Below are 18100 nucleotides of genomic sequence, written 5' to 3' on the forward strand. Positions count from 1 at the left end.
TCAGCATCAGCATCAGCATCCGCGTCCGCGTCGGCATCCGCATCCGCATCAGCGTCCGTATCATCAATATCAACAGCGATCACAGAAGCCGGAACAGACTCGTTGCCTGCTGCATCGGTCAATGTGACAGCCAGTGTTTCGCCGTTAACCTGAAGCGGATCCAGGGTGACTTGAAAATTACCGTCGTCGCCGACCGTGCCAGTGCCGATCACATTGCCATCGGCGTCTTTCACGGTAACGGTCGCGCGCGGTTCGCCCTTGCCGGTGACGGTGCTGCCATCTTCGCCGACCACCAGGTTGGTTGGGGCATCCGGGGCGATGGTGTCCCCCGCGATGACGATGCCTGGCAGGGATTCCTTGCCCGAGAAGTTGCGCAGGAACACGCGTAGCCGCTCGCCATTGATGTGCAGCGAGTTCAGTTGCACCAGGAATGTGCCGTCATCTGCCACTGTTCCGCTGCCGACCACTTCACCAGCATCGTTGAGGACGATGACTTTGTGGGCCGCGGCGCCTTCACCGCTGAGCGTGTCACCCACGTCACTGATTGCCAGGTTGCGCGGCGCAAGCGGTGTCTCAATATCGGCGACAACCAGCGCACCCGGAGCCGACTCATTGCCGGCAGCGTCTTTGAGCGTGATCGCCAGGCTTTCGCCTTCGGGCGCGGGTGTGTCGAGCGAAACCTGGAAATTGCCATCCGCGCCGACGGTGCCCGTACCGATCACGTTGCCGCTGGCATCCTTGATGCTCACGGCAGCGTTCGGTTCACCTTTACCGCTGACTGTTGCGCCATCGGCACTGATCACCAGGTTGGTCGGCGCATCCGGGGCGGTGCTGTCGCCAGCCACCACGGGGCTGGCGGACGATTCATTGCCGGCAGCATCCTTGAGGGTGACTTGCAGGGTTTCGCCATTGGTTTGCGCAGTTCCCAGGGTGACCTGGAAGTTGCCTTCAGCATCCACGGTGCCGGTGCCGAGGACCTCGCCATTGGCATCCTTGATGATCACGGTCGAATTAGGCTCGCCCTTACCGCTGACGGTTGTACCGTCTGCACTGACGGCCAAACCGTTCGGTGCGGCGGGGGCGGTTGTATCACCCGCTACCACAGACGCAGGTTGCGATTCCTGACCCGCGGCATCCTTGAGGACGACTTGCAGGGTTTCGCCATTGGTTTGCGGCTTGTCCAGGTTGACCTGGAAGTTGCCGTCGGTACCCACAGTGCCTGTGCCCAGTACGTTACCGGCGGCATCCTTGACCGTGACTGTGGTGCCAGGCTGACCTTTACCGCTGACCACCGTGCCCGCGCTGTTGACCGACAAACCGGTCGCAGCACCGGGTGCAGGAACTGGCGTTTGATGATGATGGCCACCACCACCGCCACCACCGCTCAATGCCGCGGCGGTACCGCCGACGGCGAGGATGCCCAAGCCCCACAGCACCCAGTCCGGCACCGCACTGTCAGCGGCAATGGCTGCCACACCCAGGTCGTCCAGGGTCGAGATTTCGGTGAAGTTGAAACCCGAATACGGCGTGGAATAGTTGCCGAGCAACAATGTTCCGTCGGCATTTTCCAGTACCAGTTGGTTAGCGGAGCCGTCGGCTCCCACCACAAAAAAGTTCTGAATGGTGATGGTTTCTCCAGACTTCAGAGTGACCACCAGGTTTTGGCCGGACTGTTGAAACGATTGAACGCTTTCTTGTCCGAACGGCAGTTTTACAATGCTGGTTCCCTTGAGGCTGGCGTTGCCAAAGGCATGCTCTGTCGCCGTCCCCGTTGCCTTGTCGACAATAGTTATGTTTTTCATCTCTCACCCGTTTTTTATATGGACACACGTATTTCAGCGCGAGCGAATGCCCACGACGGTAGTTACCGCCGAGCACGAAACTCTTTTTGCGTTTATATAGGACTGGTCAGGATTTACAGCGATCAACCGACGCCGGTTTCTTCACGACATTGCAGACCCACACGCGTGCGCTTGCAACACGCTGACACCGAATGAGGTGGCACATCCTTGGCGTCAGAATAAGCCTGCCCGGGCCTTGGGCTGGACTGCATCGCAGCCCAGAGGTCGAGCAACCGGGAGAGGTGGCGGGCCAGGATGCGGGCTTTTTCAAGTTCCAGGGCGGCCTCGTTCGATGAGGCCGATAGCCCTGGGAAACCCGACGTACGCATCCATTCGCTAGCCATCTCTGACACACCTGCACAACTTTGAAAGTACAACGCTTCGGCGGAAGTTATCGAGACGCAGCAACCATGACAACGCTCGCAAAACCGATACTAGCGAGGCAATAGTCAACATCAAAGAGAAATGTAAACACGCAATAAACATGGGTGTTTAATGAGGGAAGCCACGACAAACCGAACACACATAACCGAGAAATCAATTATAACGGCATGATAATCGAGCGCCCCATGGACACTCACCAAATGAATAACCCATGATCAAAAACATGATATTTCAGCGTTACACCTGAAACTTGTAAAAGTTTATTTCACAACTATAACAATGCAAAAAAACCTTATCCCTAGGCATTAGTCGATAAGTAATACCGCCCTCCCACAAACGTCGCGAAGGGGTTTATTCAGGCCAAAAAAAAGCACCAGTAGTGAGCTGGTGCTGGAAGGTCTACGCAGTAAAAATCAGGGGCCCACAGTGAAGATGGACAATCGCCCTACTTAGGTTTTCGATAGCTGTTGATGATCGCCGAGAAGTCCTTGCCCCCTTCCCCACGTTGGCTCATCGATTGATACAACTGCTGCGCCACTGCGCCGAGGATCACCGGCTGGTGTGCCTGGCGGGCCGCTTCAGTGGCCAGTCCCAGATCCTTGAGCATCAGTTCCGCACCAAACCCACCGGTATAACCCCGGGACGACGGCGCCGTCTCGATAATCCCGGGCCATGGGTTGTAGGTGTCCGAACTCCAGCAGCGCCCGGTGGAGCTGTTGATGATTCCCGCCAACACTTGGGTGTCGATGCCCAGCGCATCGCCCAGGGCCATGGCTTCGCTGACGCCGACCATGGTGATACCCAGCAGCAGGTTGTTGCAGATCTTGGCGATTTGCCCGGTGCCGACTTCGCCGCAATGGACGATGTTGCGGCCCATCTGCGCCAGCACCGGTTGCAGGGTGGCGAACAGTTCCGGGGTAGCGCCGACCATGAAGGTCAACGTCCCGGCCTGGGCACCGCCGGTGCCGCCGGACACTGGAGCATCCGCCATCACCACGCCTTGTTTCGCTGCCGCCGCCGCTACATCGCGGGCGGTCTGTGGGTCGATGGTGCTGCAATCCACCGCCGGCACGCCTTTGCCGATACCGGCGAGCACGCCGTCTTCACCGAGCCACACACTGCGCACATGGGCCGCAGCTGGGAGCATGGTCACCACCAACTCGGCGCCTTCAGCTGCCGCGCGCGGTGAAGCGCTGATGGTGCCGCCCAGTTCCGCCAGTTCCTTGAGCACGGTCTGGTTCAGGTCGAACAGGTTCAGCGCATGGCCAGCCTTGATCAGGTTGCGCGCCATCGGCGCGCCCATGTTGCCCAGGCCGATAAATGCAATCTTCATGGTCGTCTCCTCGATCAGCGCAGGTTGATGGTGGTGTTGACGCCATCGTTGACGCTGTCGTCGTCGAACCAGCGGCTGGTGACGGTTTTGGTCTGGGTGTAGAACTGCACCACTTGCTTGCCGTACGGGCCCAGGTCGCCGAGTTTCGAACCACGGGAACCGGTGAAGCTGAAGAACGGAACCGGCACGGGGATCGGGATGTTGATGCCGACCTGGCCCACATCGATTTCGCTCTGGAATTTACGCGCCGCCGCGCCGCTCTGGGTGAACAGGCCGGTGCCGTTGCCGAACGGGTTGGCGTTGACCAGGGCGATGGCTTGGTCGAGGGTGTCGACTTCCAGCACCACCAGCACCGGGCCGAAGATTTCCTGGGTGTAGATCTGCATGTCGGTGGTCACGCCGGAGAACAACGTCGGGCCGACGAAATTGCCGTCCTCGAAACCCGGCACCTTGATGCCGCGGCCATCCAGCTCCAGCTTGGCACCTTCTTTTACGCCGCTTTCGATCAGGTCGAGAATGCGTGCCTTGGCGCGCTTGGAGATAACCGGACCCACATCGGTACCGGCTTCGCTGCCGGCGTTCACCTTGAGCTTTTGCGCCAGGGCCTTGAGGTCCGGCAGCCATTGCTTGGCCGCGCCCACCAGCACCACCACGGAAGTTGCCATGCAACGCTGACCCGCCGCACCGAAACCGGCGCCGACCAGGGCGTTCAGGGTTTGTTCGCGATTGGCATCCGGCAGCACCACGGCGTGGTTCTTGGCACCCATCATGGATTGCACGCGCTTGCCATGTTTACCGGCGAGGTCGTAGACGTGAGTCCCCACGGCGGTCGAACCGACGAAGGACACGGCCTTGATATCTTTGTGGGTGCACAGCGCATCCACCACGTCCTTGCCGCCGTGAACCACGTTCAGCACGCCGGCTGGCACCCCGGCTTCCAGCGCCAGTTCAACCAGCAGCAGGGTCGACAGCGGGTCCTGTTCCGATGGCTTGAGTACGAACGTGTTACCGCAGGCAATGGCCATCGGGAACATCCACAGCGGAATCATCGCCGGGAAGTTGAACGGGGTGATGCCGGCGCACACGCCGATCGGCTGGCGCAGGGTGTAGGTATCCACACCGCCGGCGACGTTTTCAGCGAATTCGCCCATCTGCAGGGTGCCGATGGAGCACGCGTGCTCGACCACTTCCAGGCCACGGAAAATATCGCCTTCAGCGTCGGCAATGGTCTTGCCCTGCTCGGCACTCAGGACCACGGCGATGCGCTTGGAGTGCTCGCGGATCAAGGCTTGCAGCTTGAGCATGATGCGCATGCGCGCACCGATCGGCGTCAGCTTCCAGGTCTGGAAGGCGCGATGGGCGGCGTCGATGGCAGCGTTGACTTCTTCAGGGGTGGAAAACGGTACGCGGGCCAGCACTTGCTGGGTAGCGGGGTTGACGATGTCTTGCCATTCGGTGGTCCTGGATTCGACCCACTCGCCGTTGATCAGCAACTTGACCTGTTTTACGGAAATATCGGCAGATGCGTTCATGTGGTCTCCAATTCTTGTAGGTATGCAGAGAACCAAGGCGTTGAATCGCCTTGAGGATGAGGCGTTCGGACTGTTTTTGGAGTATAGATGTGCAAACTTCTAATAAGAACGCACATAAAAGCCGGTCCAATATGCAAAAAAACATCACGTCACTGGGCTCCCTGAACTGGGATGACCTGAAGTTTTTCCTCGAAGTCGCGCGTACCCGCAAGGCCAGCGTCGCTGCCAAGCGCCTGGCGGTGGACTACACCACGGTGTCACGGCGCATCAGCTCCCTTGAAGGATCGTTGGGCACTCTCCTGTTTGAAAAGTCCCGGACCAACGGCTTCGTATTGACCACCGAAGGCCAGCGCCTGCTGGGTTACGCCGAGTCCATCGAAAGCACGTTGCACATGGCCTGCGAACAGGTCTCCGGCTCCGGCGTGGCGCTGTCCGGCCACGTGCGCATGGGCTGCACCGAAGGGTTCGGCAGCTTCTTCGTTACCCCGCAACTGAGCCACTTCGTCGACACCTACCCGGCGATCTCGGTGGACATCCTGCCCCTGCCCCACTTCATCAGCCTGTCCAAGCGCGAGGCGGATATCGTCATCGCCCTGGAGCGACCGGAACACGGGCCGTACGTGTGCTGCAAGCTGTGCGACTACAAGCTGCAGCTGTACGCGACGCAGGAATACCTGGACCAGCACCCGCCCATCCGCCGGGCGGCGGACCTGGCCGAGCATCCGTTTATCAGCTACGTGGATGATTTAGCGTTCAGTTCAGAGCTGCTGTACCTGGCCAATGTAGTGCCCGGCGCCAGCGCCAGTTTGCGCAGCACCAGCGTGATTGCGCAGTACGTGGCGGCGCAGCAAGGCCGCTCGCTGGCGATCCTGCCGTGCTTTTTGGCGGCACAGGACCCGCGGTTGCTGCCGGTGCTTTCGAAGGAGATAAACATTACGCGGCAGTTCTGGATGTACTGCCGCGAGGATTTGAGGAAGTTGAAACGGATCACCCTGCTGTGGGATTACATCCGTGAGGTGACGGAGCAGAATCAGCCGTTGTTGATGGGGGAAACGCGGGAGATGGTGTTTGCCGATTAAATAAAATGTGGGAGCCGGGCTTGCCCGCGATAGCAGTGTGTCAGTCACCCAATACATCAACTGATCCACCGCCATCGCGGGCAAGCCCGGCTCCCACATTGATTGCATTCCAACTCGAACTGCCCGAAAGCCAGACTAGTCCGCAATCACCACAATCGACACCCGGCGATTCTCGGTGCGCCCCGCCGCTGTCGCGTTGGACGCCACCGGCTCGCTGCTGCCCAGCCCGCGCAGTTGTACGTTTTCTTCTTTCATCCCAACGCCTGCCAACACGTGCGCGACGCTTTTGGCTCGGCGCAGGGACAGTTGCTGATTATAGGTTTCCTTGCCCGAGGCGTCGGTGTGGCCGTCGACCCGCACGCGCTCAATGCCCACGCCCAGCAGCGCCTTGCCGATGCGCTGGACGATCTCGGTGCTGGGGGCATTCAGACTTTCGACGTCGCTGCCAAACAGCACCTTGCCCGAGAGGCCGAAGGCCCAGCCTTCGTCAGTCAGTTCAAAACCCTGCTGTTTGAGCACGGCGATTTGCGCCGGTGTCAGGCCTTTGGGCGGCGGGGTCTGGCAGCCGCTCAGGGCGAGCAGAGCCACGAGCAAGGTGATGAATAAAAAGCGTGCGGTCGAGAACAAGGGATCAACTCCTGTGTTGAACGTCGGCGGCGGGGGACTCCGATTCCGCCGTTTGCTGGCCACCCTGGGAAAGCCGTTTGGCCTGGTACATCGCCGCGTCGGCGGCGTTGAGCAGGTTACCGGGGGTGGCGCCATGATCGGGGTAGACGGCGATGCCGATACTGAGTGAGGTCAATACGTGGGCGTCGCCGGGCAGCGCAATGGGCGCGTCCATGCTGGCGATGATTTTTTCGGCAATGCGCTGGGCGTCCTCAAGTCGGTGCAGAGGCGACAGCAAGATGGCGAATTCATCGCCGCCCAGGCGTGCCACCAGGTCGTCTTCACGCAGTTGCGCACGAATGCGCGTAGCCACTGCCACCAATACCGCATCGCCGGCGGCGTGGCCAAAGTTGTCGTTGATGTCTTTAAAGCGGTCGCTGTCGAGGAACAAGACCGCTACTTTCTCGTTGAGCTTGGCGGCGCTGCGCAGGGCGCGGATCAGCCGCCCTTCGAAGAACGCACGGTTGGGCAGCCCGGTCAGGCTGTCGTGGCTGGCCTGGTGGGCGAGGGTTTCGTTTTCGCTTTGCAGGTGGGTCTGCCAGGCCTCCAGTTCGTCGAGCAGGGCATTGAAGTCATTGCCCAGGCTGTCGAGTTCGGCGATTTTCGCCGGCGGTACGCGTCGGTCAAAGGCCCGCTCGCTTCGGGCGGCGTGGGCCACCGAGGCCAGGCTGTGCAACGGCCCGGTGATGCCGCGTAACAAACGCCGCGCCAGGTACAGTGCAACCCAGGCGCTGAGGGCGGTGCACACCAGAATCCCGGCAAGGCCGCTGAGCAGGAAGCGCAACAGGCTGCCGCCGTGGCCGGTCAGGTGCACGCTGCCGATGACCTGGCCCTGGTGCAGGATCGGCTGGGTGATGGGTTGTTCGAGCAGGGCATGCGCCAACTGCAGCTCAATCATCGACAGCATCCCGGTTTCAGGGCGCTCCCAATGGGCCAGTTGCTTGCCGTCGACGTTGAAGACTTCCGCCTCGGCCACTTCTTCCTCCGAGGCGATCACGCCCAACGCCTCGGTGGCCGCCGCGCTGTCGTTGAACACCACGGCCGCTTCCACGGTGTAGTTGATGGAGCGGGCGATCAGGTGCAGGTTGTGGTCGGCATACACCCGCAGCGCGAGCACGCCGAGCAGGGTCAGGGAAATACTGGCCATGCTGACGGCCATCAGCGCCAGGCTCAGGTGTCCGCGCCCGATCACTGAACGCAAGGTAGGACGCACTGGCGCCTTATCGACACTCATGACCCCGGCGCTCGACGTCGAGACAGCTGCAGCACACTCGGATGAATGCGCACACCGCTACGGGCAACGGAATCCAGGTTGACCTCGAACGACACCTGCTCGTCGGCTACCCGCAGGCAGAACAGGCTGCCCACGGTGCATTGGTCGCCGCCTTCGCTGATGCTGAGCACCGGATGGCCGATCAGTGATGCGAACAGGCGGCTGCGCTCGTCGCTGGTCAATTGGCCGATGTACACGGCATCGCAGGCATTGGCGATGTCTGGATGGTCGGCCAGCAAACGCTGCACCACTACCGGACGGCCGGTAGCCTGGGTGGTGCCTTTGACCAGGTCATCGGTGTATTGGGTTGGCCCGACGATGCACAAACGCAATTGCGCGGGCTCTACCGGCCAGCGGGCGTAACTGAGAATACCCAGGACCACTTGGGTGACGGCCTTGGCCCGCTGATCGGCCATGCCGGCAGGCGGCTGGGCAAAAACGAGGGGCGTGAACACGCACAGAAGCGCCAACAGCAGCATTCGTCTCCAGCTCAAACTTCGCTCTGTGGGCGAGACAGCCACGTTCATGCAGCGATTCTCTTTGATCTTCTCGGGATGATGCCGCAACGATAGCACAACGGCGGAAAACCCCCGAGGCGACACCCAGGAGGATTCCGACATTTTATTAAGAAAAATCACACATTTGGATCAGAAAATTTAGATGACTCATTGGTCAGCTTCTTTGACGATCAAGTGCCCAGTTCCAGCATCAGCCCACTCAAGCGTTTCACCTTGCGGCTCACCGCCTCTTCGAATACGCCACCCCGGGGTTCGATCAGGCTGAACCAGTCCTTGGCGCGGGTGATGCCGGTGTAGATCAGCTCTTTGGTGAGCACCGGGTTCAAGGCGTCCGGCAGAATTAGTGCGGTGTGGGTGAATTCAGAGCCCTGAGATTTGTGCACCGTCATCGCATAGACGGTTTCGACGTCGTTGAGCCGGCTGGGCAACACAAACCGTACGCCGCCCTGGCCATCGTTGCGCGGGAACGCGACGCGCAGAACCTGCGGCCCGCCGTCGCTTTCGGGCAGCTTGAGGGCGATACCGATATCGCCGTTCATCAGGCCCAGGCCGTAATCGTTGCGAGTCATCAACACCGGACGCCCTTCGTACCATTGCTGGTCGCTGTCGATCAGCCGGGCCTTGAGCAGCGCGGCGGTGATGCGCAGGTTCAAGCCCTCCACGCCCCATGGGCCCTTGCGTACGGCGCAGAGCAGCTGGAAAGCGTCGAAGGCTTTCAGCAGCTTTTGCGCCCAGAGCTTCCAGGCCTCGTCATCCCGTGGCGTGTCCAGGGACGGACGCGCGGTCTGCAGCAGTTTCAGGTAATGGCGATAACCGTGGGCACCGTCGCCATGGCCGTCCAGCACCAGGCGCTCCAGGGCATGGTCGTGCTCGCCCTTGAGGCTGACGCAAAACAGGTCGGCATGGCTGCGGGCAGCCAGCAGTTTGCGGGCCTGCTCAGGGTTTTGCTGGTTGACCCAGCGGGCCAGTTGGCCAATGCCGCTGCCTTCGCCGAAACGCCGCGAGTAACGCAGCATCACCACTTGTTGCGCCAAGGGGTGGCTACCGTCGAGGTCTTCCTGCAGGCCGCTGGCGCCGAGGTCTTCGCCGCTGACCTGTTGCAGCCACTGGCGGGTTTGCGGGCTGTAGAAACCGGCTTCGGCGTCGCGGCACAAATCCCCCAGCACCGCCCCGGCTTCAACCGAGGCCAACTGGTCCTTGTCACCCAGCAGTACCAGGCGCGCATGGGGTGGCAAGGCGTCCAGCAGGTTGGCCATCATTTCCAGGTCGATCATCGAGGCTTCGTCCACTACCAGCACATCCAGGGGCAACGGATTGCCGATGTGATGCCGGAAGTGTCGGGTGCCGGGACGGCTGCCGAGCAAACGGTGAACGGTGGTGACCTGGGTCGGGATTTTTTCCTTCACCGCATCAGGCACTTTCAGCGACAGCACTTGCTGGCTGATGGACTCGGTCAAGCGCGCGGCCGCCTTGCCGGTGGGCGCGGCCAGACGGATGCGCAACGCGCTGCCCGCTTCCACGGCGGGGGCCTGCAACAGCGCAAGCAAACGCACCACCGTGGTGGTCTTGCCGGTACCCGGCCCGCCGGTGACGATGCTGAATGCACCGCGGGTGGCCAAGGCGCAGGCGAGTTTTTGCCAGTCGACAACACCGTCTGGCGGGGCCTGGTCGAACAGGCGATTCAGGCGTTCGGGCAGATCGGCGGCAACGCTTTCCCGGGTGGCGAGTCGCAGGCGCAAAGCGCTGTCGATGCGCCGTTCGTAGGTCCAGTAGCGGCGCAAGTACAGGCGTTTGCCCGACAGCACCAGTGGCCGGCTTTGCGCCTCCTCGCTGCCGTCGACGGCCAGTGCCACCAGACGGCTGGCGGCCAGGGCATGGCACCAATGGGCGCCGTCCAGGCCGTCGAGCAACTGTGATGGCAGCAGCATGACGCCGGTTTGCACATCGCCTTCGGGTGGCAGCGACAGAGCGAAATCCGGGGCCTTGAGGGTTTCGAACAGGTCCAGGCACACATGGCCATGGCCCAGTTGGTGGCTGGTCAGGGCCGCGGCCAGCAGGACTAAAGGGTCAGCCTGCGGATCGAGTTCGTGGAGGAAGCCGACAAAGGCCTTGTCCAGCGCGCGCAACCAGCCGCGCTGCACCCAGAGATCGAGCAGTTGCACCAGGTCGGCGGCGCGGCTGAGGGGCGTCAGCTCCTCAAGCGGTAACGGCGACAGGCTCATAGCAGCTCTCCTTGTTCCCAGGCGGGCTCGGCCTTGGGTGGTAGCGGTTTGCCCTGGAACAGCAGGTCCAGGCTTTCGATCAATTCCCGGGGCGGTCGGGTGAAATACGCGCCCTGGCTCGCGGAATGGGTTCCCCGCAGGAACAGGTACAACGCGCCGCCGACGTGACGGTCGTAGTCGTAATCCGGCAGCCGCGCCTTCAGCTGGCGATGCAGGGCCAGCAGGTAAAGTACATATTGCAGGTCGTAACGATGGTCGAGGATCGACAGTTCCATGGCCTGCTGCGTGTAGGCCGAATCATCGGGACCAAGCCAATTGGATTTGTAGTCGGCCACGTAGTAGCGGCCTTCGTGTTCAAAGGTCAGGTCGATAAAACCCTTGAACATGCCGTTGAGCAGCACCGGTTCGGCGGCCACGCGGGATACGCCATTGTGAGTGTGCTGGCACACCAGTTTGTCGAGTGCGAGGACGTCGACCTTGTGGCTGGCAAACCAGAACTCCATTTCGATCTGGTACTGCCGTAACTCGCTAAGGGCCACCTGCCCGTTGCCCAGCGGCAACCGGGCTTGCAACAGATGCCCGAGCCAACCGCCGAGTGTGCCGATCCAGCCTTCCCAGCCACGTCGGTTGCAGCGGCGGGCAACCGCATCTTCGATGGCCTCCGGGGTAACATTGAAGCCTTCGCCGCCCGCCCATTCCAGCAGGCCATGGAGGAAAGTGCCGGGATTCGGCCCGCGCGGGAAACGGTGAATATCGCCACCGGAAGCCGGCACTTCGCGTGGGGCATCCGGGTCGAGGCGTTCGTCATCGAACAGCTTCTGCGCTTGTGGGCTTTCCGGCGCTTCGAGGCTCGCCGCACTCATGCTCTCGCCGATACGCAGCGCACTGTAGGAAGCGATCCACCAGTTTTCTGCCGCCTTGCGCTTGGGCAGCAGCGGCGCGAGCAAGGTGGCTTCGTTACGCGGCGGGTGGAATACGACCGCATCGGCCTCGGGCATTTCTGCGTAATGCAGTGCCGGGCAACCTTCCTGCAGGTCAAGCAACCAGCGGGCCAGGCCGCCGGACTCGCCAAGTGAAGCCCCGCCGCCGAGCAAGTAGCCCAGGGCCGACAGGTGCAGCACCGAGCTATTGTTATTGCCACGCTTGAGGTCGGCGATGCCCAGCCAGCAGGCGTGTTTGGCGCGGGTCAGCGCCACGTAAAACAGACGCAAGTCTTCGGCCAGCCGTTCATCGTCGGCTTGGGCGATCAACTCGGCGGTGGGCCTGAGGCTGACCTGGGATTTGCCGTTTGCGTCGTGGTAATGCAAAGGCAGGCGGCTGCCATCCACCGGTTTTGCCGAGCAAATGAACGGCAGGAAAACCAGGTCGTATTCCAGCCCCTTGGATTTGTGGATCGTTACCACTTTGACCAGTTGTTCATCACTTTCCAGGCGCAGGATCTGCTCTTCACCGGCCTGGCCGGAAAGCGCGAGATGTTCGGCCAGATGGCGAATCAGCGCTTGTTCACCGTCCAGCTCTGCGGCCGCCTGTTGCAGCAATTCCGAGAGGTGCAACAGGTTGGTCAATACCCGCTCGCCATCGCTGCGGGTGATCAGGGTTTGCGGCAATTTGAAGTCGTGCAACAGGCGCCGCAGCATCGGCAGCACGCCTTGGGTGCGCCAGATCGTACGGTAATCGCGGAACTGCATTACGCGTTGTTCCCACGCCAGTTCGTCCTGGTTCAGACGCTCCAGTTCGGGCAGCGACAGGTTCAAGGTGACGCAAGCCAGGGCGGCGCGCAGTGGGCGCTCGACGTCCGGCTCGGCACAGGCCTTGAGCCAGGCCAGCAGGTCGTGGGCTTCCTGGGCGGCGAACACGGAATCCTTATCGGAAAGGTAAACGCTGCGCACGCCACGGGCAGCCAGTTCACCGCGCACGGCCTGGGCTTCCTTGCCGTCGCGCACGAGGATGGCGATGTCTGACGGCAGCACGCCTTTGAAGCTAGCGTCTTTGCCGAGGAATCCGGCAGTTCCCTGCTGGCCGCCATTGAGTAACGCGACGATTTGACTGGCGCAGGACGCGGCCAACTGTTGGCGGTAGAGCACGCCGGAGATCGGCTGGTCGGTGGGTAGATGCCAGAGATTCAGCGCAGGCAACGTCTGACCGTTGACCTGCAGTTGTTCCTTACGGCCTTGGGACAATACCGACTGGAACGGCACCGGATTCGTACCGTCGGGTTCACGGAACAGGAACGCTCCACGGCCTTTTTCTGCGCGCTGGAATACGTGGTTTACCGCCTCGACCATGGCGTGGCTCGAACGGAAGTTGGTGCCCAGGGTGTGATGGCGGCCGGTGGTGGACTGGCGCGCGCGCAGGTAGGTGTAGATGTCGGCGCCACGGAAGGCGTAGATCGCCTGCTTTGGGTCGCCGATCAGGAACAGGCCGCTGTCGAGGTGGTTTTCTTCGATGCGGTAGATACTGTCGAAGATGCTATATTGCACCGGGTCGGTGTCCTGGAATTCGTCGATCAGGGCGACCGGGAATTGCTCGCGGATCACGCTGGCCAAACGCTCGCCGCCGTCGGCTTGCAGGGCGGCGTTGAGGCGGATCAGCATGTCGTCGAAGCCCATTTCGGCGCGCCGGCGCTTTTCTTCTTCGAAGCGTTTCCCCACCCAGCCGGCGGCGTGTTGCAGCACAGCAGCATCGGGCGTTGGCAGGGCGTCGAGGCTGGCCTTGAGACTGGCCATGGCGTCGATACCCGGATGGCGTGGTGGTTCGCCTTTCCAGGCTTCGGCCATGCCGTCGGGGGTCAGGCGGGTGAAACCGGTGCCGATGTCCAGTTGTTCGAGAGACTCGTCAGCTGCCCAAGCGCTGATTTTTTCGAACCAGGGCTCGAAGTAACGGGCTTGCATCTTGCGACCATCGACGGCTTTGGCGGCGACGGCCTGCAGGCAAATGTTGCGCAATTCTTCTGCCCATTGTTGCCAGGGTGCCTTGAGCGCGACGAGTGCTTGGCGGCGCTCTTGCAGGCATTCGTTGATCAGCTCGGCGGGGTCGCGCGTTTCATCCGTGGGCCGCTCGCTGCCGAACAGCGCGCGTACCCGTGGCATCAGGGCCGCCGGGCCGCCCCAATTGTTGCGCACCCAGTTCAGCGCATCGTCGTGCATCGGGTAGCAGAACAGCCGCCAGTAGTCGCGCAGCACTTCGCCGAGCAGGTCGCTGTGGTCGGTTTCCAGGGTCTGGGTGAACAGGCTGCCGCTGTCGAAGGCGTGCTCGCGCAGCATGCGCTGGCACCAGCTGTGAATGGTCGAGACGGCGGCTTCATCCATCCACTGGGCGGCGATGTCCAGGCGATTGGCACAGCCGGGCCATTGTTCGGGGCTGTGTTGGTCGCGCAGTTCGGCGATCAACGCGTCGGGTTCTTCGATTTCTTCGCGGAAAAAACGCGCGGCTTCTGCCAGGCGGATTCGGATGCGTTCACGCAGCTCTTTGGTGGCGGCATCAGTAAAGGTCACGACGAGAATTTGCGGCGGCAGCAACTCGCGGCCGAAGCCCGATTCGTCCCCTCCGTGGCCGAGTACCAGACGCAGGTAGAGCGCTGAGATGGTAAATGTCTTGCCTGTGCCGGCACTGGCTTCGATCAGTTGGCTACCCTTGAGCGGGAAGGCCAGGGCCAGGGGTTTTGTACCGCTCATGCGCTGGCCTCCGCGCTGGTGAGTGATCGCCAGGGCGCGTTGATCAACGGTCGATAGAGGGTTTCGCACCAGCCTTCGAACTCTTCGCTGGCCATCAAGGCGGCGTAGTCGGGGTACTGTCGGATGAGCGCAGGGCTTTCACGGCGCTCGCCGTCGCTGGTTTGGCCGTCGCCTTCGTAGGCTTTGCTGGCGGCGGCTTGCGCTTTGGCCGGGTCGGTTTGACCGAGCCAGGCGAATGCGGTTTTAACGGCGACCGGCAGTGGTTCGCTCATGCCGGTTTTCCAGGCGAGCAGCAGGTTGCCGAGGAGCTCCCAGGCTGTGGCTTGCTCAAGTGGGGCCAATAGCAGTGTGTCGTCGCTGGCGACCAGGCCGGTACTTAACGGAAGACCGCAGGCGCAGGCCACCAGGTGGTTGACCCATGGGCGAATCAGGCGATGCCACTTACGGGTCTTGATCGAGCCGATGCTGTTGGGGATGGCGGTGACGCTTAGAAAGCCGCCATCGCTGCGTTGATGCAGGCCACTGATCCAACCTTCCAGCTGGATGCCTTGATGCTCAAAACTGATCGGTTCGGCGCTGGTGTGCGGAGTGGGCCAGAGTGCCAGGAGTTGCTGGTAACGCTGCAACAGGTCGGGCAGAGGCTCGATCAGTTCTTTGCGCAGGCATTCGCCGAAACCAACCATCGGCAACAAGCCACTGCCTTGCAGACGCAGGGCCTGGGCGTTGAGGGCTTCGTCGAGGTTGTCGGGGCGGGTGAGTGCCGCCGTGAGCAAACTGTCGCTCAGGCTATAGCGCTGCAGTGCATCGAGGACGAAGGGTTCTTCATCTTCCAGCGGGACTTCGGCGGCTTCGAAAAATACTTTCAGGCGCTGGCTGAAGAAGTGTTTGACCGGGTTGCGCAGGAAGTCTTGCAGTTGGCCGAGGCTCAGCGGTTCTTCCTGGGTGTAGGGTGCGAGGCTGCCGGTATCGGGCACGCTGTCCGGGGTTGCGTGGAGCAACTGCCATTCGCGGGCGTAGCTGAACAGCTCGTCACCTTCATGGAAGTAGCGGGCGCTGAAGGGCTGGAGCGGGTGTTCCTGGGTGGTGGCTTCCAGGAGTGGTTCGCCACTGGTGGTGTGCCAGCCGCTGGCAATGTGGTCGCGCAACTGCCCGATCAGGACCGATGCCGGGCGATCACTGTTGTCGCGGATACTGCGGCCGACCCAACTGATGTAGAGCTGGTCGCGGGCGGAGAGCAGGGCTTCGAGCAACAGGTAGCGGTCGTCTTCGCGGCGTGACCGATCGCCTGGACGGTAGTCGCTGCCCATCAGGTCGAAGTCCAGCGGCGGTTGCGCGCGTGGGTAGTCGCCATCGTTCATGCCAAGTAGGCAAACCAGCTTGAACGGGATCGCGCGCATGGGCATCAAGGTACAAAAATTGACAGCTCCCGCGAGGAAGCGCTGGGACAGTCGGCCTTGGTCGAGGCCTGCCAGCCAGGCCTCGCGGACTACGGTCAGGGGTAATTCGTCATGCAGGCCGACGGACTCGCAGGTCTCCAGCCAGGTTTCTCTCAGTTGCTCGAGTTGACCCAACAGGTAGTCGTCGTGCTCGTTGCTCGGGAGGAAGAACAACTGCATCAGGTTTTGCAGGCGCTCGCCCCACTCTGTCGGCGCGGCAGGTTGCGAAAGTGCCTGGTGGGCGTCGTGCAGCGCATCGAGCAGTGCGACCAGCGGGCCGATCAAGGCCGCATCGAGTCCGCCGATTTCATCGTACGGCTCGATGCCATCGCAGGCAGAGCCCGTACCGACGGCGTAGCCCAGGAGCATGCGACGCAGGCCGAACCGCCAGCTGTTTTGCTCCAGCTCCTGGGGCAAGCCGAGGCCGGCGCGTTGTTCGGCGTTGAGGCCCCAGCGGATACCGGCGCCTTCGATCCAGCGGTGCAGGGTCGGCAGGTCGCGCTCCTTGATGGCGAAGCGTTCCCGCAGGGCCGGGACGTCGAGCAGGTCGAGGATTTCGCTGACCGGAAAACGGCTGTCCGGGAGCTTGAGCAAGTGTTCGACGGCGATCAGTAACGGATCCCGACCGCGCTGGCCCTGGTCCGTAAGCGTGAACGGAATGAAGCGTAGGTCGCTTCTTTCAAGCTGGCCGAATACGGCGCGAATATGCGGCGCGTAGCTGTCGACGTCGGGCACCATGACGATGATGTCCCGTGGGCGCAGCGTGGGGTCGGCGCTGAAGCGCTGCAGTAACTGGTCGTGAAGAACTTCGACTTCACGCTGGGCACTGTGGGCGATGTGGAAGCGGATGGAAGTGTCGCGCGCCAGGTCGACGCTTGGCCAGAGGTCGCGGGTTTCGTTGAGGGGGCGCAGTTCGAGGATGTCGTCCTGGAGTTGGTTGAGCAAGGTGGTGGGCTCGCTCTCGCTGAACAGGTCGATACGACCGTCACGGAATGCCGAGCGGTAACTGTTGGGGTCGTCGTAGCTGTCCAACAGGTTGATGTAGTCGCGACCTTGTTTCCCCCAGGCAGCGAGCAGCGGGTGGGCGTGCTGATGCAGGGTTTGCGGGTCGATGGTGACCGGCATTCCGGCCTTGCGTGCCTGGCGCTTGTATTCGTTTCGGAGCAGGTCTTTGTCGGCGACGATGTCGGACCAGTGATGGCGACAAGGGTTGTGCACACACAGCAGCACCTGGCTGAAACGGGCGAGGCCGGCAAGGGCTTCCAGCGCTTGGGCTGGCAAGGAGGAAATGCCGAACACGATCACGCGGGAGGGCAGGCCTATCGGTGCCTGCTCCAGGCTATTGATGCGCTCGATAAAGCGTTGGTGAACTCCGGCGCGACTTTGCGCCATGCCCTCCTCTCCTACGTCCAACAGCAGGGCGCGCCATAGTTCGGCTTGCCAGCAGTTGGCCGGGCTCAAGGGTTTGGATTCGCCACGGCCATTGCGCAGTTGATGGCGACCGGCAGCCCAATCTTCCAGCCAGTCGGCACGGTAGACCTGGTATTGGTCGAACAGGTCGGCGAGGCGTTCCGCGAGTTGGTAGCGTTTGCGCAGATCCGTATCGTGGGTCAGGAAGCGTTGCAGGGGTTCGAAATGGGGCTGATCGATCAGCTCGGGGAGCAGGCGCATGAGGCGCCAGGTCAGTGGGGCTTTATCCAGCAGGGATTTGGGCGGGATCTCGTCTTTGCCCAGGACCATGCGATAGAGCTGCCACATGAAGCTGCCGGGAAGCTGCACATCAATAGCGGCAGCGATGCCGCAACCGCCCATGTCGTCGTCTTCAGGGTCTTCAGCCAGCGCCAGTTTCAGCCACTGGGCAATACCGTTGCTTTGTACCAGGGCGATTTCGTTTTCCAGGGGAGCCAGCGGGTAACGGCGCATCCAGCTGACAACCAGGCTGCGCAGTTCATCCAGGCGGTTGCCGTGAACCACCATGAATCCAGCACTGAGGGACGTCGCATCCGGCATAACGGCTTCCTTGGGAAAAGCAAAATCGAGGGATGGACTTTAGCATTGAAGACAATCGTAGGCTGCAAGTGAGGAACACTTGGAGACGCTCGCCATACTTTCCGACCGCGCAAAACAAAACCCCTGACTGCA

Annotated in this window: 10 protein-coding genes; 1 reads left to right on the forward strand and 9 read right to left on the reverse strand. The window is 61.8% G+C overall.

The window, feature by feature from the left end; all coding sequences use genetic code 11:
- The 3 genes from HX811_RS31625 to HX811_RS31635 all read right to left on the reverse strand — a co-directional run.
- Window positions 1-1802: Ig-like domain-containing protein (locus tag HX811_RS31625; protein WP_177048836.1), on the reverse strand; the 1802-nt coding region annotated here is incomplete at its 3' end.
- A gap of 868 nt (window positions 1803-2670) precedes the next feature.
- Window positions 2671-3558: a 3-hydroxyisobutyrate dehydrogenase gene (gene mmsB, locus HX811_RS31630; protein ID WP_003214181.1), complete on the reverse strand. Its 888-nt coding sequence runs from the start codon at window positions 3556-3558 to the stop codon at window positions 2671-2673.
- Window positions 3559-3572: 14 nt separating this feature from the next.
- Complete coding sequence (locus tag HX811_RS31635; RefSeq protein WP_008430611.1) at window positions 3573-5090, reverse strand: CoA-acylating methylmalonate-semialdehyde dehydrogenase; 1518 nt, start codon at window positions 5088-5090, stop codon at window positions 3573-3575.
- 131 nt (window positions 5091-5221) lie between these two features.
- On the opposite strand from HX811_RS31635, the gene HX811_RS31640 reads away from it, so the two are divergent.
- Entirely contained in the window at window positions 5222-6169 is a 948-nt protein-coding gene (locus HX811_RS31640) for a LysR family transcriptional regulator (protein ID WP_087694895.1), read from the forward strand.
- A gap of 135 nt (window positions 6170-6304) precedes the next feature.
- Here the strand turns inward: HX811_RS31640 and HX811_RS31645 are convergent, their stop codons facing one another.
- From HX811_RS31645 to recC, 6 genes are all read right to left on the reverse strand, one after another.
- Window positions 6305-6796 (reverse strand): OmpA family protein, encoded by a 492-nt coding sequence (locus HX811_RS31645; RefSeq protein WP_003214188.1) that lies wholly within the window; start codon window positions 6794-6796, stop codon window positions 6305-6307.
- Window positions 6797-6800: 4 nt separating this feature from the next.
- Window positions 6801-8069, reverse strand: a complete 1269-nt coding sequence (locus HX811_RS31650; RefSeq protein WP_003214191.1) for a diguanylate cyclase domain-containing protein — start codon at window positions 8067-8069, stop codon at window positions 6801-6803.
- On the reverse strand, window positions 8066-8635 hold the full coding sequence (locus HX811_RS31655) for a YfiR family protein (protein WP_177010073.1): 570 nt from the start codon (window positions 8633-8635) through the stop codon (window positions 8066-8068). Before HX811_RS31655 ends, HX811_RS31650 begins: the two co-directional genes overlap by 4 nt.
- A 161-nt stretch (window positions 8636-8796) precedes the next feature.
- A complete protein-coding gene (gene recD / locus HX811_RS31660) occupies window positions 8797-10848 on the reverse strand; it encodes an exodeoxyribonuclease V subunit alpha (protein ID WP_177048845.1) in 2052 nt (683 codons plus the stop codon).
- The gene (gene recB / locus HX811_RS31665) at window positions 10845-14522 is read right to left on the reverse strand and encodes an exodeoxyribonuclease V subunit beta (protein WP_177048856.1); all 3678 of its coding nucleotides are present in this window, start codon (window positions 14520-14522) and stop codon (window positions 10845-10847) included. Before recB ends, recD begins: the two co-directional genes overlap by 4 nt.
- A complete protein-coding gene (recC, locus tag HX811_RS31670) occupies window positions 14519-17968 on the reverse strand; it encodes an exodeoxyribonuclease V subunit gamma (protein WP_177048858.1) in 3450 nt (1149 codons plus the stop codon). The genes recB and recC overlap by 4 nt, the downstream gene beginning before the upstream one ends.
- Between the last annotated feature and the right edge of the window lie 132 nt (window positions 17969-18100).

The sequence above is a fragment of the Pseudomonas sp. F8002 genome (assembly GCF_013385495.1).
Lineage (GTDB): Bacteria > Pseudomonadota > Gammaproteobacteria > Pseudomonadales > Pseudomonadaceae > Aquipseudomonas.